Annotated in this window: 13 protein-coding genes and 1 pseudogene; 8 read left to right on the top strand and 6 right to left on the bottom strand. The window is 54.9% G+C overall.

Going from position 1 to position 17,567, the window contains the following annotated elements; genetic code table 11:
* The gene (locus AC2FMN_RS06270; protein ID WP_496687173.1) at nt 1-855 is read right to left on the bottom strand and encodes an FAD binding domain-containing protein; all 855 of its coding nucleotides are present in this window, start codon (nt 853-855) and stop codon (nt 1-3) included.
* A 107-nt stretch (nt 856-962) separates the two neighbouring features.
* Nucleotides 963-2,090 (bottom strand): MHYT domain-containing protein, encoded by a 1,128-nt coding sequence (locus AC2FMN_RS06275; protein ID WP_496686996.1) that lies wholly within the window; start codon nt 2,088-2,090, stop codon nt 963-965.
* Nucleotides 2,091-2,568: 478 nt separating this feature from the next.
* Between AC2FMN_RS06275 and AC2FMN_RS06280 the strand changes: the two genes are divergently transcribed.
* The 7 genes from AC2FMN_RS06280 to AC2FMN_RS06310 all read left to right on the top strand — a co-directional run bounded on the left by AC2FMN_RS06280 (nt 2,569) and on the right by AC2FMN_RS06310 (nt 9,991).
* Entirely contained in the window at nt 2,569-3,150 is a 582-nt protein-coding gene (locus AC2FMN_RS06280; RefSeq protein ID WP_496686997.1) for a hemerythrin domain-containing protein, read from the top strand.
* Nucleotides 3,151-3,504: 354 nt separating this feature from the next.
* The gene (locus AC2FMN_RS06285; protein WP_496686998.1) at nt 3,505-4,521 is read left to right on the top strand and encodes a DUF1214 domain-containing protein; all 1,017 of its coding nucleotides are present in this window, start codon (nt 3,505-3,507) and stop codon (nt 4,519-4,521) included.
* Between the two features lie 14 nt (nt 4,522-4,535).
* Complete coding sequence (locus AC2FMN_RS06290) at nt 4,536-5,534, top strand: DUF1214 domain-containing protein (protein WP_496686999.1); 999 nt, start codon at nt 4,536-4,538, stop codon at nt 5,532-5,534.
* Between the two features lie 532 nt (nt 5,535-6,066).
* Nucleotides 6,067-7,485, top strand: a complete 1,419-nt coding sequence (locus AC2FMN_RS06295) for a circularly permuted type 2 ATP-grasp protein (protein ID WP_496687000.1) — start codon at nt 6,067-6,069, stop codon at nt 7,483-7,485.
* Between the two features lie 2 nt (nt 7,486-7,487).
* The gene (locus tag AC2FMN_RS06300; RefSeq protein ID WP_496687001.1) at nt 7,488-8,429 is read left to right on the top strand and encodes an alpha-E domain-containing protein; all 942 of its coding nucleotides are present in this window, start codon (nt 7,488-7,490) and stop codon (nt 8,427-8,429) included.
* Nucleotides 8,430-8,432: 3 nt separating this feature from the next.
* The gene (locus AC2FMN_RS06305) at nt 8,433-9,230 is read left to right on the top strand and encodes a transglutaminase family protein (protein ID WP_496687002.1); all 798 of its coding nucleotides are present in this window, start codon (nt 8,433-8,435) and stop codon (nt 9,228-9,230) included.
* Between the two features lie 11 nt (nt 9,231-9,241).
* Nucleotides 9,242-9,991 carry a proteasome-type protease gene (locus AC2FMN_RS06310; RefSeq protein ID WP_496687003.1) on the top strand — a complete coding sequence of 250 codons (750 nt, stop codon included), beginning with the start codon at nt 9,242-9,244 and terminating at the stop codon, nt 9,989-9,991.
* 99 nt (nt 9,992-10,090) lie between these two features.
* Here AC2FMN_RS06310 and AC2FMN_RS06315 read toward each other — a convergent pair whose 3' ends face one another.
* From AC2FMN_RS06315 to AC2FMN_RS06325, 3 genes are read right to left on the bottom strand one after another with little or no spacing between them, the layout of a single operon-like run.
* A complete protein-coding gene (locus AC2FMN_RS06315) occupies nt 10,091-11,332 on the bottom strand; it encodes an efflux RND transporter periplasmic adaptor subunit (RefSeq protein ID WP_496687004.1) in 1,242 nt (413 codons plus the stop codon).
* Between the two features lie 5 nt (nt 11,333-11,337).
* Nucleotides 11,338-13,692, bottom strand: a complete 2,355-nt coding sequence (locus AC2FMN_RS06320; RefSeq protein WP_496687005.1) for an ABC transporter permease — start codon at nt 13,690-13,692, stop codon at nt 11,338-11,340.
* A gap of 16 nt (nt 13,693-13,708) precedes the next feature.
* Nucleotides 13,709-14,434 carry an ABC transporter ATP-binding protein gene (locus AC2FMN_RS06325; protein WP_496687006.1) on the bottom strand — a complete coding sequence of 242 codons (726 nt, stop codon included), beginning with the start codon at nt 14,432-14,434 and terminating at the stop codon, nt 13,709-13,711.
* A gap of 635 nt (nt 14,435-15,069) precedes the next feature.
* On the opposite strand from AC2FMN_RS06325, the pseudogene AC2FMN_RS06330 reads away from it, so the two are divergent.
* A pseudogene (locus tag AC2FMN_RS06330) lies at nt 15,070-15,773 on the top strand (IS6 family transposase).
* A gap of 54 nt (nt 15,774-15,827) precedes the next feature.
* Here the strand turns inward: AC2FMN_RS06330 and AC2FMN_RS06335 are convergent.
* Complete coding sequence (locus tag AC2FMN_RS06335) at nt 15,828-17,558, bottom strand: Na/Pi cotransporter family protein (RefSeq protein WP_496687007.1); 1,731 nt, start codon at nt 17,556-17,558, stop codon at nt 15,828-15,830.
* Nucleotides 17,559-17,567: the final 9 nt, after the last annotated feature.

The raw sequence follows: 17,567 nt of genomic DNA on the forward strand, positions 1-17,567 counted from the left end.
TCAGGCCCGCGACCAAGCGCGTTCGATGGCACGGGTCAGGATGACGCCGGCCACATGTTTCTTGAAAGCCACGGGACCGCGGTTGTCTTCGGTCGGGTCGATGTCTTCCATCATGGCGGCGACGGCGGCCTTGATGGCGTCCGCGTCCACGGATGTGCCGACCAGCGCCTCTGCGGCGGCCGCGGAATAGATCGGTGTGTCGCTCAGGTTCGTCATCGCAATCGCAGCGGACGCACAAGTGCCGCCCGATTTCACGATCTGCACGGCCGCAGCGGCGGTCGCGTAGTCACCGATTTTCCGTTTTTGCTTTTCGTAGGCATATCCGCCTTGCGGCACCGGGATCGAAATGCTGGTCAACACCTCTTCGTCTTCCCGAGCGGTCATGTAGGCAGCCTCATAGAATTCACGGGCCGCAACGGTGCGTTCGCCATCGGCACCGACCAAAGTGAATTGTGCATCGAGGCATTGCATTAGGCCGGGCATATCATTGCCGGGATCGCCGTTGGCAACATTGCCACCGACCGTGCCCATATAGCGGACTTGCGGGTCTGCGATTTGCAACGCCGCTTCGCGCAGGATGGGTGCTGCGCTTGCAAGATCTGTATGGTCGATGATTTCGGCTTGGGTCACCATCGCTCCGATGGTGATGGTGTCTGTTCCGACCGTGATTCCACCCAATCCGGCAACGTCTTGCAGATCGATCAGATGGGGCACGTCCGCCATCCGAAGTTTCATCATCGGGATCAGGCTGTGTCCGCCTGCCATGACGCGTGCGTCATCCCCGTGTTCTTCCAGAAGAGCAATTACCCCATCCAAATCTTTCGGGCGGTAATACTCAAACGCCGCTGGAATCATCTCGCTCCTCCCTGCTTGATATTCTGGCTGGAGCGAAGCCTGCATCCATCGGTATACGCAGGCTCTAGAAAACCACTGATTTTCGCAGTTTTTGCACGAAATGCGCCTTAAGCTGCACCAGTTGCGCCCAGTTCACCCGAGAGGATCGACTGAATATCCTTCAGCTTGGACCGGCTGACCGGGACGGGCGGGAGTTCCGGTTCGTTGAAGGTACAGCGACCCTTGTCTTTGGTGCGTTCAAACCGGGCAACCTTTTCGGGGTTTACCAGATAGCTGCGGTGCGTCTGCACAAACCCGGCATTCAGAAGGCGCTTTGTTGCCTCTGTGATCGGCCAGACGCAGAACAGGCGATCCTTGCACGTGTAGACCTGTGTGTAATGACCGTCTGCCCGGACGAATGCGACATCCTGAGGTGCGACGTAGATTTTCGCTCCCTCCCTTTCGCAGGGAATTTGCAAAGTCGCCTCGGGCGGCAGCATGGCTTCCTGCGTCGTTTCATTTGCTGCCTCGGATTGCTGCGCGGGCCCGTCTAGATAGGTCGTGCTCACCCAAAGAAAGGCACCAAAAATCACGAAGCCTGACAATACTACGCCAATGGCCAACGTTTCGTTGCTCATACCCGGGCCAAAATCTCCAGGAACGGGTACCGCAACAAAATTTGTTCCTGCCATGGCTAGGAAGTGTACGGAACTGACCGCCAGCCCAAAACAGACGGTAGCAAGAAAGATGTGCAAATTGGTGCGTCGTTGATAGGCCACCCAGACCGCGAGCATGCACAAGGCAATCGCCATGGCAGAGGACAACGCGACACCGGGAACTGTGTATACCGCTTTGCACAGTTGCAGCCCGGCCATCCCGACATAGTGCATCACCAAGACGCCCAGCCCAACAATTCCGCCAGCTGCCAATATCATTGGCGTCGTACGTTCCGTGAAATGCAGCAAAATCAGTGCACAGCCGACGATCAATATGGCAATCAGCGCCGAGGCGAGCGTTATGGCCGCATCATAGTAATAGGGGATCGGCATTTGCAGACCGAGCATGGCCACGAAATGCATCGACCAGATGCCTCCACCGAGCGCGACGGAAGCGAGAGAAATCGCGATCTTGCGTTGCGATGTCGATTTGGCCGCCATGTTTCGGGTCAGCGACAAGCCCGTGAACCCCGCGACAATTGCCATCGCGCAGGACATCACCACCAGAATTGGGTCGTGGCTGAACTCCAGCATCTGCATTCACTAAGAATGACCAAGAAATCCCGATTTGGCAAACGCCGTTCGCCACAGAGCGATCACGTTCCACGGAACTGCAAATCGGCACCTATAGGCGCCGAGGCGGTTACATTGATCTTGCTGGAGCATAAAGAGGACGCAACATGTCGGAGTTCAGGACTATAAGGTGTACCCGGCGCGAAACAACCGCCGCAACGTGCGCCCACGGATGGATACCCAGGTGCCAACGGCTGGATGTACCGATGCTCGACCGCTTTGGGCTCCGTGCCGACGGTCAGCCCGAATTGCGCGAGAAACCGCTTCCTAATGTCGAATGTCGGCGCATCAGGCTACGCCATTAAAACCGAAAGGCTGTCTCGATTTTGTCAATGTATGCTTGCGGGGCTGGGCTGCAGTTCGGACGGTCGCAGCGCCGAAAGACCGTTCTGAGCCCAAAGCAGACGCCCTTGACACAGCGTGAGCAAGGCTTTTCTTATCCATCATGACTGACCTTTCGACCCTGTTGCTGGATGAACTCAGCCTCGACGAAGCTGCCCGACCGAAAGCGCCGCCGGTGGCGGACGCGACAGAAATACACCGTCAACGAGGCCAACAACTAGCCGCGATCCACCGACATTATCTGATGGAGATGGCCCAAATCGGCGCCGTCCTGACCCGGATCGAAGCGGGGGACACGCCGCCTGAGCACCTGAAGCAGATCGTGCTTTCACTCGACATGGCTGAGAATTTTAGAGTATTCGGATCGCTTTGCGGGCGCGAATGCCAGGTGCTCAAGTTCCACCACGACATTGAAAGCGCTGATATGTTTCCACGTATCGAGGCAGCCAGCGGAGACAGGTTCCGCGAGATTGTGGCCAAATTGAAGGCAGAACACGAGGTGGTCCACGAGTTAATCATCCGCCTCGGTCGTGCGGCTGAAGCTTTGGCGGAAGACCCTTCCGATGCAAATTTCAAAAAGACCGCCGCCACATTCCGGAAATTGGAAGAGGTTGTACGCTCCCATTTCGGCTACGAAGAAACCGAATTGGCGGAGGCCATCGGGTACTATCTCGGGGCGATCTAAAGGTGCCTTTTAGACGCCGAACCATCGTCGTCATCAAGAACTCTTTAGACCGAAAAGCGGTCTCCGACCCAAAAAAGCGTTTAAAAATCAGTGAACTAACGTTGCGAGTGCAGAGCGGACCCTGCCCAGAAACGCTCGGCGGCATCCTGCCAAAAGCAAAAAAAACGCATTTCTCGCCGCAGCAACGTTTAGCGGTCCAACGAACCGGCAAATTGGAACCAAGGGCTTGTTCCTAAGGCGTTGCGCTTGACGCAGGTCAAAGAACTTTAAGGTCAAACGTAGATATTGGCTTGTCAATGGAACGAGGGGATAGTTGCGATGCGACTAAGTCTAACTGCCTTGGCTTTGGCAGTGATGGTCGGAACAACGGGGCAGGCGCAGACGACGACGAACACCCTCGAGGGCCTGATCGAGAGTGCGGAGGTGCCGATCACCTCGGACAATTTCATTCGGGCCGCCACTGACCTTGAGCTTCAAAAATACGTGTCGCTCGCGGGTGGCATCAATCGGTTTTTCCACTTCCGGGAACCGACCCCGGTCGAAAACCAACCGACGATCCGGATGAACCGCGACACGCTCTACAGCACCGCGGTTGTCGACATAAGCGAGGGCGCGACGTTGATCCTTCCAGACGTTGCGGATCGCTACATGACTGCAATGGTTGTCAATCAGGATCACTTCATAAACGAGGTGTTCTTTGGTGGCGGCACCTATACCCTCGACATGGAAACGTTCGACACCCCTTACGTGATTGTCTATCTCCGCGTGCTTGTCGACGCCGCAGACCAAGAGGATGTGGCGGCTGTCAATGCGATCCAGGACGCGATGACAATCGAGGCCAACGCTTCGAACGCGTTCGTGGCCCCAAACTACGATGAAGACGCCTTTGAGGAGGTAGTCGAACAGCTGCTACCGCTCGGTGCTCTTGGTTTCGTTCCAGACAGTTCCCGCATGTTCGGCAAAAAGGAAAACGTCCACCCCATACGTCACATGCTTGGCACGATTGCCGGTTGGGGCGGGCTTCCGGAAGAGGAAGCATTCTACCCGGCGTTTTTCCCAGGTCTGCCCGTCGGTGCATACAAGATCGAAGTGCCGCAGAACGTGCCGGTGGACGCTTTCTGGTCGGTGAGCATGTATAACGCCGACGGCTTCTATGAACCGAACGCTCTGAACGCCTACAGCATCAACTCCGTCACCGGCGCGCGGAATACTGACGGAAGCATGACCATCCATCTTGGAGCCTGCGACGACGGGCGGGTGAATTGCTTACCTATCACACAGGGCTGGAACTATGTGGTGCGCCTGTATCGCCCCCGCCCGGAAGTCCTAGATGGAAGCTGGACCTTCCCCGTTGCGCAACCTGTGAATTGAGAAGGGCGCCCATAATGTTGAAGAAATTGATTCCGATTGCGCTGCTGGCCCCATCTCTGGCTGTCGCAGAGCCAGTAACGCTGGACACCTTTGTCCGGGCCGAGACGGATCATATGTTCCGTGCCAATATGGCCGCTTTTGACGTGGGCGTTGGAGAATTGATCCACGTTCGCAAACCGACGACCCCTGACAACCAACCGGTTATTCGGATGAACCAGGACACGCTCTACTCCGGGATTGTCCTGGACCTGTCCGATCCGGTTGAATTCACTCTGCCCGATTTGGGCGAGCGATACATCTCGATGCATGTGGTCAACCAGGATCACTACATGTACGTCGAAACCGCGCCTGGGGCATACACGCTGACCGAAGAAAACGTTGGTACTCGTTTTGCCTATGTGACTGTACGAATATTCATGGACGCCAACGATCCTGACGATGTGTTAGAGGCACATGCCGCTCAGGACAGCCTTGTCGTGGCTGGGGGTGGAGCAGGTCCGTTCGAGGCACCGGATTGGGATCTGGATGATTTGGCAATTGCACGCACGGCCCTAAGCAACCTTGCCGAACTCGGTTTCAGCAGCTTTTACTCGTTCGGTACCGAGGGAGAAACAAAGCCTATCGATCACCTGGTTGGTGCCGCCGCCGGCTGGGGCGGTCTGCCACGCACTGCGGCGCTCTATGAGATCGACAGCGTCGATGCAAATGATGGCGTAACACCACATTCGGTCACGTTGAATGCAGTACCGGTTGACGCGTTCTGGTCAATCACTGTCTACAACGCCGACGGCTACCTGGAAGCAAACGATCTCGGCCGCAACAGCCTCAATAACGTAACAGCCGAACCCAATTCCGACGGCAGCATTACCATCAATTTTGGCGCCTGCGAAGATGGGCGCGTGAATTGCATTCCTATTACGCCAGGTTGGAACTACACCGTTCGGCTATATGAACCTCGTGAAGAAATCTTGAACGGTAACTGGTCCTTCTCTGCAATCGAGCCGTTGGAGTAAGGGGCACTCAAGCTGGTTTCCAGGTGACCGCATCGTCCGCATCTCGGACATCGCGACCCCAAATCTCGCTGAGCCGGCAACTAATGACCGCTTTTCCCGCTGTATCGCAGCAACCAAATGTAGGGGGCCATGCTGCATTTGCAGGGGACCCTGCGAGGCCACGTCCGGAGTGGGCTCAGAGCGGTCTCGCGGCGCTGCGACGGTCCGAGCTGCAGCCCAGCCCCGAAAGCCGCCATTGAAGAAATCGAGACTGCCTTTCGGTTTCAATGGCGTAGCCTGATGCGCCGACATTCGACATTAGGAAGCTTTCTATCGCGCAATTCGGGCTGACCGTCGGCACGGAGCCCAAAGCGGACGTTCAGATGCAGCACAAAACATTGAATGTGACTTCAACTGGAAACACGAATAACGCCTTGTTGTTAAGATCATCACGTTATCCAGTTAGCCTGAAAATTAGACGCTCCTTCCAAAGACAGCTTCCAACCAAGCCTGAATGACTTGAAAAATCTGATCTATGCGTAAAACTTAAAGTATGAGTGAGTATTTTGATGAAATGTTCAACGGCGATGGATCACTCAGAGGTCCATACGAAGAGATCGGTCGCTGGTTCAACGCGGAAGACGTGTCACGACTGAGGGCGAAACAGCGCGAAGCCGAAAAAGTTTTTAGGCTGACGGGCATCACTTTTAACGTATACGGCAAAGCCGAGGCCGAAGAACGTCTGATACCGTTTGATATCGTGCCACGAGTTATTTCAGCGCGGGAATGGCAGCGGTTGGAACGCGGTATCGAACAGCGGGTGCGCGCAATCAACGCATTTCTACATGACATTTACCACCGTCAAGAAATTGTCCGGGCCGGGCGTGTGCCGGCTGAGATGATTGCCGGAAACGAGGCCTTCCTGCCACAGATGCTTGGTGTCTCACCGCCCGGTCAGGTCTATACGCACATTGTCGGCATCGATCTGGTGCGAACCGGACCAGACGAGTTTTTCGTTCTGGAAGACAATGCTCGTACGCCATCCGGGGTCAGCTATATGTTGGAGAACCGGGAAACGATGCTAAAGATGTTCCCCGAACTCTTTAGCGCAACAAATGTTCGGAATGTTTCAGACTATCCCCGTAATCTGAGACGTTCTCTTGCTGCCTGCGCACCAGCTGTAGCAGACGGAGAACCCACTGTCGCGGTGTTAACCCCCGGCATCTATAATTCAGCCTACTACGAACATGCGTTTCTTGCTGATCAAATGGGCGTGGAATTGGTCGAAGGCCACGATCTGCGGGTTGTCGACGGACGAGTCTGCATGCGCACCACCAGAGGTTATACTCCCATCGACGTACTTTATCGCAGGGTTGATGACGAGTTCCTGGATCCGCTGAATTTCAACCCCAACAGCGCATTGGGCGTGCCGGGTATTCTGGATGTCTATCGTGCTGGCGGCATCACAATTGCGAACGCGCCGGGAACAGGTATAGCCGATGACAAGGCGATCTATTCCTACATGCCGGAAATCGTTGAGTTCTACACGGGCGAGAAGCCCCTGCTAAAAAACGTTCCTACGTGGCGCTGCAGCGACCCCGAGTCGCTGTCCTACGTATTGGACAACCTGTCGGATCTTGTTGTCAAAGAGGTGCACGGGTCGGGCGGCTATGGGATGCTGATCGGTCCGACCGCCAGCAAGAAAGAGATCGCGGCCTTCCGTGACAAGCTCAAGTCGCGGCCGTCGAACTACATCGCTCAGCCCACATTGTCTCTCTCGACGGTGCCGATCTTCGCCCGTTCGGGGCTTGCCCCCAGGCATGTCGATCTGCGGCCGTTTGTTCTGGTGTCCCCGCAAGGGATCGAGATCACCCCCGGCGGCCTGACGCGCGTTGCGCTGAAAAAAGGGTCCTTGGTCGTTAATTCAAGCCAAGGCGGCGGGACCAAAGACACCTGGGTTCTGGAGGACTGACCATGCTGGGAAAAACTGCTGGCGGGTTGTTCTGGATGTCCCGGTATCTTGAGAGGGCGGAAAATACGGCCAGATTGCTGGAAACAGGCCAGAGGATGGCGCTGACCCGGACCAAGAATTCCGATGCGGAATGGGGCTCGGTTCTGAAAACCGCCGGCGTTTTTAGCGGATACAGCGCCAAATATGATGAGATTTCGAAAGACAATGCCGTGGATTGGATGTTGCGTGATGCCGACAATCCATCGTCGATCAAGTCGGTCATCAAACAGGCGCGGGACAACGCGCGCCTTGTTCGAACCGCATTGACCAATGATGTGTGGAGTGCGGTGAACGCCACGTGGATGCAGATTGATCAAGCCATGAAGCGCCGCGTGAATGAGAGGGACCTTCCGGCAACGCTGGAACTTATTCGTCAACAGGCCGCTCTGGTTCGTGGCGCAACTCTTGGGACCATGCTGCGCAACGATATTTTCGATTTCACCCGGATCGGCACCTTTGTCGAGCGGGCCGACAATACCGGGCGTATCCTGGACGTGAAGTACTATGTCCTTCTGCCCACGGCCTTCTCGGTCGGCTCGTCGCTGGACAACATCCAGTGGGAAAGTATCCTGCGGTCCGTTGGGGCAGGCGGTGGCTATCGCATGACCCACGGCCAGAACACCCGGCCGTCGGAAATTGCGCAGTTTCTGATCCTTGATCAGAGGATGCCCCGCAGCCTGCATTTCTGCTGTAGGAAGATTCAAGAGAACCTGTCCTACCTCAGCAAAGACTATGGCTTTGCGGGTCCGTCCGTTACGGCGGCCAACGCGCTTTCCGAGAAGTATCTCGACCGGCAGATTACCGATATCTTTGACCTCGGGCTGCACGAATACATTCAGGACTTTTTGAAGGATCTCGGGGACCTGAGCCGCCAGATCGAAATTGATTACCGGTTCTATGAGTGACCAATGAAACTGCATATACGCCACGAGACACGATACGATTTCGACGCGCCGGTTCCCTTCGGTTTGCAACAGCTGAGGAAGACACCAAAGTCTTTTCGCAATCAAAGCATTGAAAGTTGGAACACCGAAATCACCGGCGGGCGCAAAGAGCTGGTGTTTGAAGACTACCATCGTAACACCGTGGAATTGATCAGTTTCGACGCAAACACCCAAAGTATCTCGTTGATCTCCGAGGGCGTTGTCGAGGTTGAAGACACCCACGGCGTCTTGGGGCCTCACGAAGGGTCGACTCCTTTGTGGCTGTTCAAAAGGCGCACCCCTCTGACAACGCCGGGGAAAGGGGTTGCCGAACTGATAGGCGCGTTGCCCAAAGGTGAACCGCTGGAACAGCTACATGCTCTTTCCGAAACAATTCGAGCTCAGGTCGCGTACGAAATTGGAGGTTCGCACCCGGGCTGGAGCGCAGAAGATGCACTCAAAGCTGGGCGCGGTGTGTGTCAGGACCATGCGCATATCTTCATTACATGCGCACGACAGATTGGAGTGCCAGCACGCTATGTATCTGGTTATTTGATGATGAACGAAACAGAACTTCAGGACGCGACCCATGCTTGGGCAGAAGTGCATTTGGACGGGCTTGGCTGGGTAGGGTTTGACGTTTCAAATGGGATTTCACCTGACGATCGATACGTACGCGTCGCAACCGGGCTGGACTATGCCCAAGCCGCACCGGTAATAGGGAATAGAATTGGAACAGCGGGCGAGCAATTGACAGTGCAATTGAAAGTCGCACAGCAGTAACGGAGAACATGATGACCTATGCTGTGGGCATGCGGCTGAATAGCGGGCTGGTGTTCATGTCGGATACGCGCACGAATGCAGGCGTGGACAATGTTTCGACCTTCAACAAGATGTTCAACTGGACAGTCGAAGGGAACCGGTCGATCACAATCCTAACGGCCGGAAACCTGGCCACTACTCAGGCCACGATAAGCCTTCTGGAAGAACGAACAAAAGCGCCGGCAGATCGCTCACCATCGATCTTAGAGGCGCCCACAATGTTTCAAGTTGCGCAGCTGGTCGCGGCTACGCTGAACGACGTAATCGAGGGGCATGCCCGGTCTGGTCAGCAAGCGGACAGCGCTTTTCACGCGACACTCATTGTCGGAGGCCAGATCAAGGGCGGCCCGTCTCGTCTGTTTTTGATCTACCCTGAAGGCAATTTTATCGAGGCCGGCGACGACACCCCGTTCTTTCAGATTGGTGAGACAAAATATGGCCGCCCGATTCTGGTGCGTGCCTACGATCCGGAAATGAGTTTTTCGGAAACCGTAAAACTCTTGCTTGTCAGTTTTGACTCTACGATTAAGGCCAATCTGTCTGTCGGGGCTCCGCTTGACCTGCTTCTCTACGAGGAAGACAGTCTTTCGGCCGGCACGCGGTCAAGATTCGAGTCCGACGACCAGTACTTGCGCGTTGTTTCTGACAGATGGGGTGACGCTTTGAAGTCGGCTTTGGCCAAACTTCCAGAATACAAATCGGGGCGAAAAACAAACGATTGAGCGTCCGCTTTGTGCGCATGGTTGCCATTCGCGATTTTTCGCTCAACGTCCGCACTGAGCCCAAAACAGACATGGTCAAACCGCCCGAATAAAGACCCGTTACTTTATCCGCCTTTCTTCAATTCGCGAGCCGTCAATCAGATTGGCTGATGGAAAAAGAACCACCGTATCACCCGGCTCCAATCCACTTAGCACTTGAGCTTCGACACCATTGTTTTGGCCGATGTCCACCTTCTTTAGAACTGCGCGGCCGCCAGCATTGGCAAAGACGGCCCAATTCGCTTCCTGTCGAAACAGCGCAGCTGAAGGAACGATGGTGACGTCTTCTTGTTCCCAGACGACTATGCGGACTTCGATACGATATCCGTGTCCCAAAGTCCCTCGAACCTCGCTTGGACCGTCGAATTGTATCGTGGTTTCAACCCGCTGTTCCTCTACTCCCAGTGCTGAGTACTTCGTGTATCCATAGGGGTCAATCCGGCTAACTGAACCACTCAGATCGCCAAGGCCGCCCCAATTGGTGATAATTACACGATCCCCTTCGCTGACCTGCACCGCTTCTGACGACAAGAGTTCTGCCACTACTTCGAGGTCGCCTTCGATGTTTCCGATTTCCAATATCGGCTCACCAGCCGGGAGTGTTGTTTCACTTTTCTGGATAACTTTCAAAATAGTTCCGTCGATGGGTGCGCGCAGCGGAATGCTGTAGGAGGGCGCCCCGCTATCCTCAAGCGCTTCGGCTAGACCTGCGTCATCAAATCCAATCAATCGCGCGCGCGCATTGGCCAGTTCTGCCTCTCGCATCGCGATTGCAGCCTGGACTGTATCGAGGTTGGCTTTAGCGATTCTGGCGGCCTGCTCGGACCTTTCCATCGTGACTTTGCTTGCTATGCCTTTAGCAACAAGCTTTTGTGTGCGCTCAAGTTCGCTTTGCGCGAAGTCGTCCGTAGCCAATGCCGCGTTTAAATCCGCGCGGGCAACCCTGAGCGCTGCTTCCGCGGCGCTGACCGCAGCAAGTGCTTGCTCGCGGGTACGTACATCCAGAGCCGATGGATTGGCCGGCGTCATGCGGGCAACGATCGTTTCACCACCGACGACACGGTCACCGGGCAGAACCGTAACACGTTGCAGTTCACCGGCAATAGGGGAAGAAACGACATAGGGTTCCTTAACCCTCGTTTTGCCTTCTTCGTTGATGGTAACAATCATATTGCCGCGTTCTACCGTCGCAGTATCGACCAGTATCGGGCGCGGCCAGAAAGCGGCAAGGAGAGTAACCGCAACCACAATCGCTGAAACAATTGTTAAGATCGACCGAGAGTACCTTTTTCGGGCGCTCACGAATGCTACTCCCTTGATTTGAGTGCCAGAACCAGATCCGACCGATCCACATTGCGTTTAACCAACCACCCTGAAAGCAATGCTGCAATGACCACAACCACAGTAGCTTGCCCAAAACTCCTGAAACTAAAGTAGGGGGGGATTTGGTACAGGTCCGTACTGAAACCTTGAGAGACCGCGATGGTCAAACCATAGCCTGCTAACGCCCCTAACGGCAGCGCCAGCAACGTGACGACGGCCAATTCACCTAGCAAGACGAAGGCTACTTCTGTTCTTGTGAACCCCAAAACTCGCAGCGCTGCCAGATCCCGGACGCGTTCGGCTTGAGCGACACGAGCTGCATTGTATATTACACCAAACGTTATAACCCCGGCAATCAAGGCCATAATGTAGCGCATGGCGCCTGCTCCTTCGTCCATCACTTTCTGAAACGCACCTCTAGTATCAGATTTTAGCGCCACACCCGCCACCATTGGCATGTCCTTGAGCTGTTTGTAAGTCTCCTCCTCAAGATACTTGTCAGTTCGTATGAATGCTCCGGATACTCGATCCGGTTCGCGGAGAACACGGTTCAGTGCGGTTATCTCCATGTATGCCGGCGATCCCATGAGGCTTTCGGAAATGGCGACTACGGGCAGTTGCAACACAGGACGACGACCTTCGCGTACGTCAACGGAAAGCCAGTCACCCGCTCGGATGTCGAGAATTCTAGCGAGGCCTGATGAAAGAATGACCCCATCCTGGCGCATCGGGATCGATCGTTCAGCACGGTCGATTGCGCGGTTCAACCTTGGAAATTCAGTCAATCCGGTAATCGCACCGCGATAGGAAAGACGACCGTGCTTAAAGATTGCGGGCACGATGCGAACAGGCTCAACTTCAATTACTCCTTCGATTGACTGTACGTCGAACAGGCTTTGGCGAGAAATGGGGTTTATAAAACTGACGGACACGTTGCTCCGATCCATGATATCGAAGGTCAGCTCAGCCATTCTGTCGAAACTTGCTAGAATTGAAGCCATTGCTGCTGACAGAGCGATGCCGGCGCTGACGCCTGTTATCGCGCCTATCATTCGCACGGGCTGGCGCGTAAGCCGGCGCAACACCATTCGAGTTGGTTGGTCCAGATACCCGGCTAAGGCTTTTCCGATTTGCCCGCTTCTGCTGTAATCGGCTGGCGCCGCGGCCCGCATCGCCACTGCAGGTGTCAAGACAAATACCCTACGCAACACCACCATCCCCCCGACCGAAGATGTCAGAATACTCGCTAAAAATCCAAGCGTAACGCTCAGAGGTTCCAGTCGAAAAACTAAAAACGGGAATTTGTAATAAACGAGGTAGACATCTATCAGCGCGCGTCCGGCAACTATTCCCAATATTCCACCTACAATGGCTCCACCCCCAGCAATTATCAGGACCATTTTTAGATAGTGGCTTCCAACCTCCCAGTTCGTGTAACCGAATGCTTTCATCAATCCGATTTCTTCCCTTTCAGAAGCCACCAAACGGGAAATGACAATGTAAAGAAGAAACGCAGCGACGGCCAAGAAGATCGGGGGGACTGTAGCAGACGTACGGCGCAAGCCGTCAATTTCTTCTAAAACAAACTTGTCCGAGGCAAGATCACTAAGCGGGAACGCGCCAAGTCCCCCGAACTTGTCCAAGACCCTATCGGTTGCACGAAGGATCGCAGGTGTTTCCGCTCCGCGGCTCAACGAAAAGAGGGCTTCGTTGAAAGCTCCGTTCAAGTCAAATGCAGCCTCCATAGCTGGACGACTGAGCCACAGAACTGCAAATCGACTATCGTCAGGCACCATTTCTCCCGGCGCTGCGGCAAAAAGAAACTCAGGCGACATTGCAAGTCCGACGACCTCGAAGTTTCGCCGCGCCCCGTTCATGGTTGCAGAGATCTGATCTCCGGGTCTTAAGCCGTGAGCCTGCGCAAAGCTTTGCAAAACAATTATTTCATCAGGCCGCTCGCGAGAGAGGTGTCGACCATCGGTCAAATAGATCAAATTCAATTTGGCTTCACCGATTTCGGGAAGCGAAATGGCCAGAGCGCGAATGGGCAGTTCTATATTCGGTAAGTCCACCAAAGCCTGCCCGACCACTCGGGTGTCGACCGATGAAACTCCAGGTAAATTCCGTAAGTCTTCGGCAATATGTTCTGGAGCTCCGACAACCGGCGCAAAAACGTCTGCAAGACGATATCTTTCGTAATACGCCGTACGGGTCTCATCCAAGCTGACAACCAATCCGGACTGCATGACTTGCATCAGGACGCCGAGTGCAACAACTAAACCGATCGCCGTAGCCTGACTTTTGATGTGCCACAGATCTCTAGCGAGCTTTTTTGCCATTGCAGACATTCTGCATCTACCACTCGATATCTTCTGGCGCGACTTTGGAGGTGTTTTGCGTAACTTCGATTACAGTGCCATCACCAAAGCGGATGACCCGGTCAGCCATGGCTGCCTGAGACGTCGCGTGGGTCACAATCAGAACAGTTGCACCCAGCCGCTCATTCACATCTTTCAGGACCTGTAAAACAGTCCTTCCCGTCTTACTGTCTAAGGCACCTGTTGGTTCATCGCAAAACAGCACGTCTGGCTGTTTCGCAACCGCACGTGCAATCGCGACGCGTTGTTGTTCGCCACCAGACAACTGGGCGGGGAAGTGATCAACGCGATCGGTCAATCCGACGAGCGCAAGCGCGTGATCAGGGTCCATTGGGTTTCGTGCGATCTCCGTGACAAGCTCAACATTCTCTCGAGCGGTTAGGCTAGGCATCAGATTATAGAATTGAAAAACAAACCCCACGTGATCTCTGCGATACCGGGTAAGTTCTTTGTCTGACATCAAAGTCAGATCTTGGTCGCGAAAGTGAATGCTGCCGTCGGACGCTCGATCTAGGCCTCCGAGAATGTTCAGCAAGGTCGATTTTCCGCTGCCTGAAGCGCCAAGTAGCACAACGATTTCTCGTTCCGGAATGTCCAGATTTACTCCGCGCAATGCGTGCACGGCCGCAGGCCCTTCGCCGTAGACTCGCTTTAGGTTTCTTATTGTATATGCATTCTTTTCCACGTCTGTAACGTAGCGCATTGTAGGTTTAAGGTACATTTGAAAGCGTTTCCGCTTGACACGGAAGGGAGTGCCGCTTCGAATTTCCAAAAAATGGAGACTCTGCTGTGTAATGGATACCATTTTTGGTATTCCACGACACCATAGCGGTTCGTGGCTGCATAGCTATGGCCAGCAGCGCCAATGTGCTGACTTTCAGAAAAAATGTAGCGGGGCGCAGGAAATTAGACCCCAATAGCCCTCGGCGGATAGTATTTGGCGTTACTCAGGTTGCCATCTACACGCGCCGGTAGCCTTGAATTAAGTCAATGATAACTTGTTCCGTTGAAGGCTTCGCCTAAGCCGTTGATTGCTGAATACAAGCGACCGACAGTTTTGTCCGCACATCGGACGTCTACCAACTGCATGATCGTGATGGCGCAGCGAATGTCGGCTATGTGGGGCTGCAGTCGCAGCATGTGGGACAACTGCTGGAGGGCGGCTTTGGGCCGATCACGCCATGTGGCCCCGCGCGGCTGCGCACACGGCGCGCAGCAGCGCCGCATGACTGCTTCGAGCCCGAAGCGGGCGTTCTTGTCGCTGCGCACATGCACCCTTTGGAGCTCTGTTATAGAAGACGGCTTGAGACGTGGAGGTCTGATTTGTAGCGTCAGATTATGACGACACGATCCCCGTTTCGCTGCTTCAAAACGAGCCCAGAGATCATCCGCCTGGCGGTGATGCTGTATGTCGGTTTCCACTTTCGTTGCGCAACGTCGAGGATCTTCTGCATGCACGCGGGATCGACGTCAGCCACGAGGCGGTGAGGTTCTGGTGACATCGGTTCGGACCGATGTTCGCCAGTGAGATCCGAAAACGTCGAACCGACGGCATGTGTTCCAGCAAGTGGCGCTGGCATCTCGACGAATTGTTCGTGAAGATCAACGGTGAACGCCATTAACTTTGGCGTGCGGTTGATCACGAAGGCGAGGTTTTGGAAAGCTTCGTCACGAAGACGCGTGACAAGAAAGCTGCGCTGAAATTCTTAAGAAAAGCAATGCGCAAGCACGGTCGCCCCGAAGTGATCGTGACCGATCGGCTCAGATCCGACGATGCTGCCTTGAAGGAAATTGGCTCTGGCCACCGCCAGCAAACCGGTGGGTGGTTGAACAACCGCGCAGAGAATTTACACTTTTCACTTCGACGACGAGAACGGGCGATGTTGCGCTTCCGGCGGATGCGAAGTCTGCAGAAATTCGCGGCCGTCCACGCATCGGTCTACAACCTGTTCAATTCGGAGCGCAGCCTCTACTCCAGACCAAGTTTCAAGCTGACCCGCGCCGCTGCTCACGCCGAGTGGCGCGGTCTCTGCGCCGAATAGGGGGCAAGCATCCTGTCCTTGTAGAGACTGGTTAGAATTTGTCTGACAGCACCCTTAATCGTGATCGTCGCCACTACGAAGAACCGTTCGGGCGGCGCGACGGGTTATCATCATGAGCACGCGCAGCGTTTGGGCAAGCTCAATCCGCAGGCGTAAATCTTCGGCCCTTACCTTGTCATCGGTCGTCAAAACCTGTGCCGCAGCAAGTGATGCGAAGGCCCGCTCTCCGGCATCCTTGTATCCGAGCACACGCATAGCTGCGTCTTTGTCTCTGTCGCGAACGGCGCTGACGGCGTCCCGAACCGACATTTCCATCAACTTATACATATCGGAGAGTCCTAATTCTTCGTCATTAGAACGTATCGTACGGAGAACGGGCAAGATCCGAACATTGAGGATCTCCGAAACCATGTTGAGTTCGGTGGCTGCAATGGCGAGATTGACCCGTTCGTCTGCATCCGCTTCACGCAGTTCGCTTTCACCAACGCGCGCCAAAAAACGCGTAATTTGCGGCAGCAGGGCCGCACCCGTTTTTGCCTGGCTTTCGGCTTCGTCGAGTCTGGCTTTGTCCCCCGATTGTACAACTGCCCAAATCTCGTCGAGCATGTTTTGGGCGAGACCTCCTAGCCGTGCCGTCTCTTCACGCGCGGCTTGCAGCGCCATGACTGGCGTGCTCAGGAGCGCGTCGTCAAGAAACTCCGGAACGACAGAAACGGTTGCCTCTGTAGACCTTGACTCTGGCACCAGGCGGATGGCAAGGGCGGCGATCTGCTGAGTGAAGAACAGGAATATCACCGTGTTGATAACGTTGAAAAGCGTGTTCGCATTCGCAATCTGCCGCGGGGTTTCAACGGCCAAGCGCTCCGCACCGACAAGATCCGGGTAGCTAGGCGAAACAGAGACCGTCAGCGAGGCGAGGAACGAAATCAGGGGCAACCATAGCAAAACACCCGCGACGTTGAAAATGACGTGTACTGCCGCTGCACGACGCGCATCCAGCGGTTTACCGATCGAGGACAAAGCGGCTGTCACGCATGTCCCGATATTGGCGCCGAGCGCCATGGCGATTCCAGCCTCTAGGGAAACCAAACCCTCGCTGGACATAACCACGATTATGCTTGTAGTGGCCGAAGAGGATTGCACTAGCGCAGTGAAGAGCGCCGCAATAAGTATGGCAAGAAACGGGCTTTCCGCAATCGACTGCATCAGGCGGAGAAATGGCTCGTAGCCACGCAGAGGCACCATTGCGGCACTCATCATGCCCATCCCGAAAAAGACGAGGCCGAGACCCAAAAGGATAGAGCCAAGATGCCTGGTTCGGTCCTTTTTGGCGATGAAGTTGGTGAAGAAACCCAGCGTTATCATCGCCGGAGCGTACTCTTCAACACTAAAAGCCACAATTTGAGCGGTCATGGTGGACCCTACGTTGGCGCCCATGATCACACCAACAGACTGTTGCAGTGACATGACACCGGCGGACACGAACCCTACCACAAGCACTGTGGTGACGGACGAAGACTGGACCACGGCTGTCACGCCGGCACCAGTGATGGCGGCCATCACCCTGTTCTTGGTGAACTTCTGGAGCACAACACGCATCTGGTCGCCGGCAGCGTTCTTGAGGCCATCTGACAGGAAGTTCATTCCCAGAAGAAATAGCGCCAATCCACCGAAAAGTCCCATCGACATCCCGCCAAAATCGAGCGAAAGGACGGCGCCGGTAGCATCAACCGTTGTCGCGGCAAGAAATACTGAGGTGAAGGCGACAGCGGCAATCAAGCTCATTTTCGCAGA

This window comes from Ruegeria sp. BHSC037, from assembly GCF_059613045.1.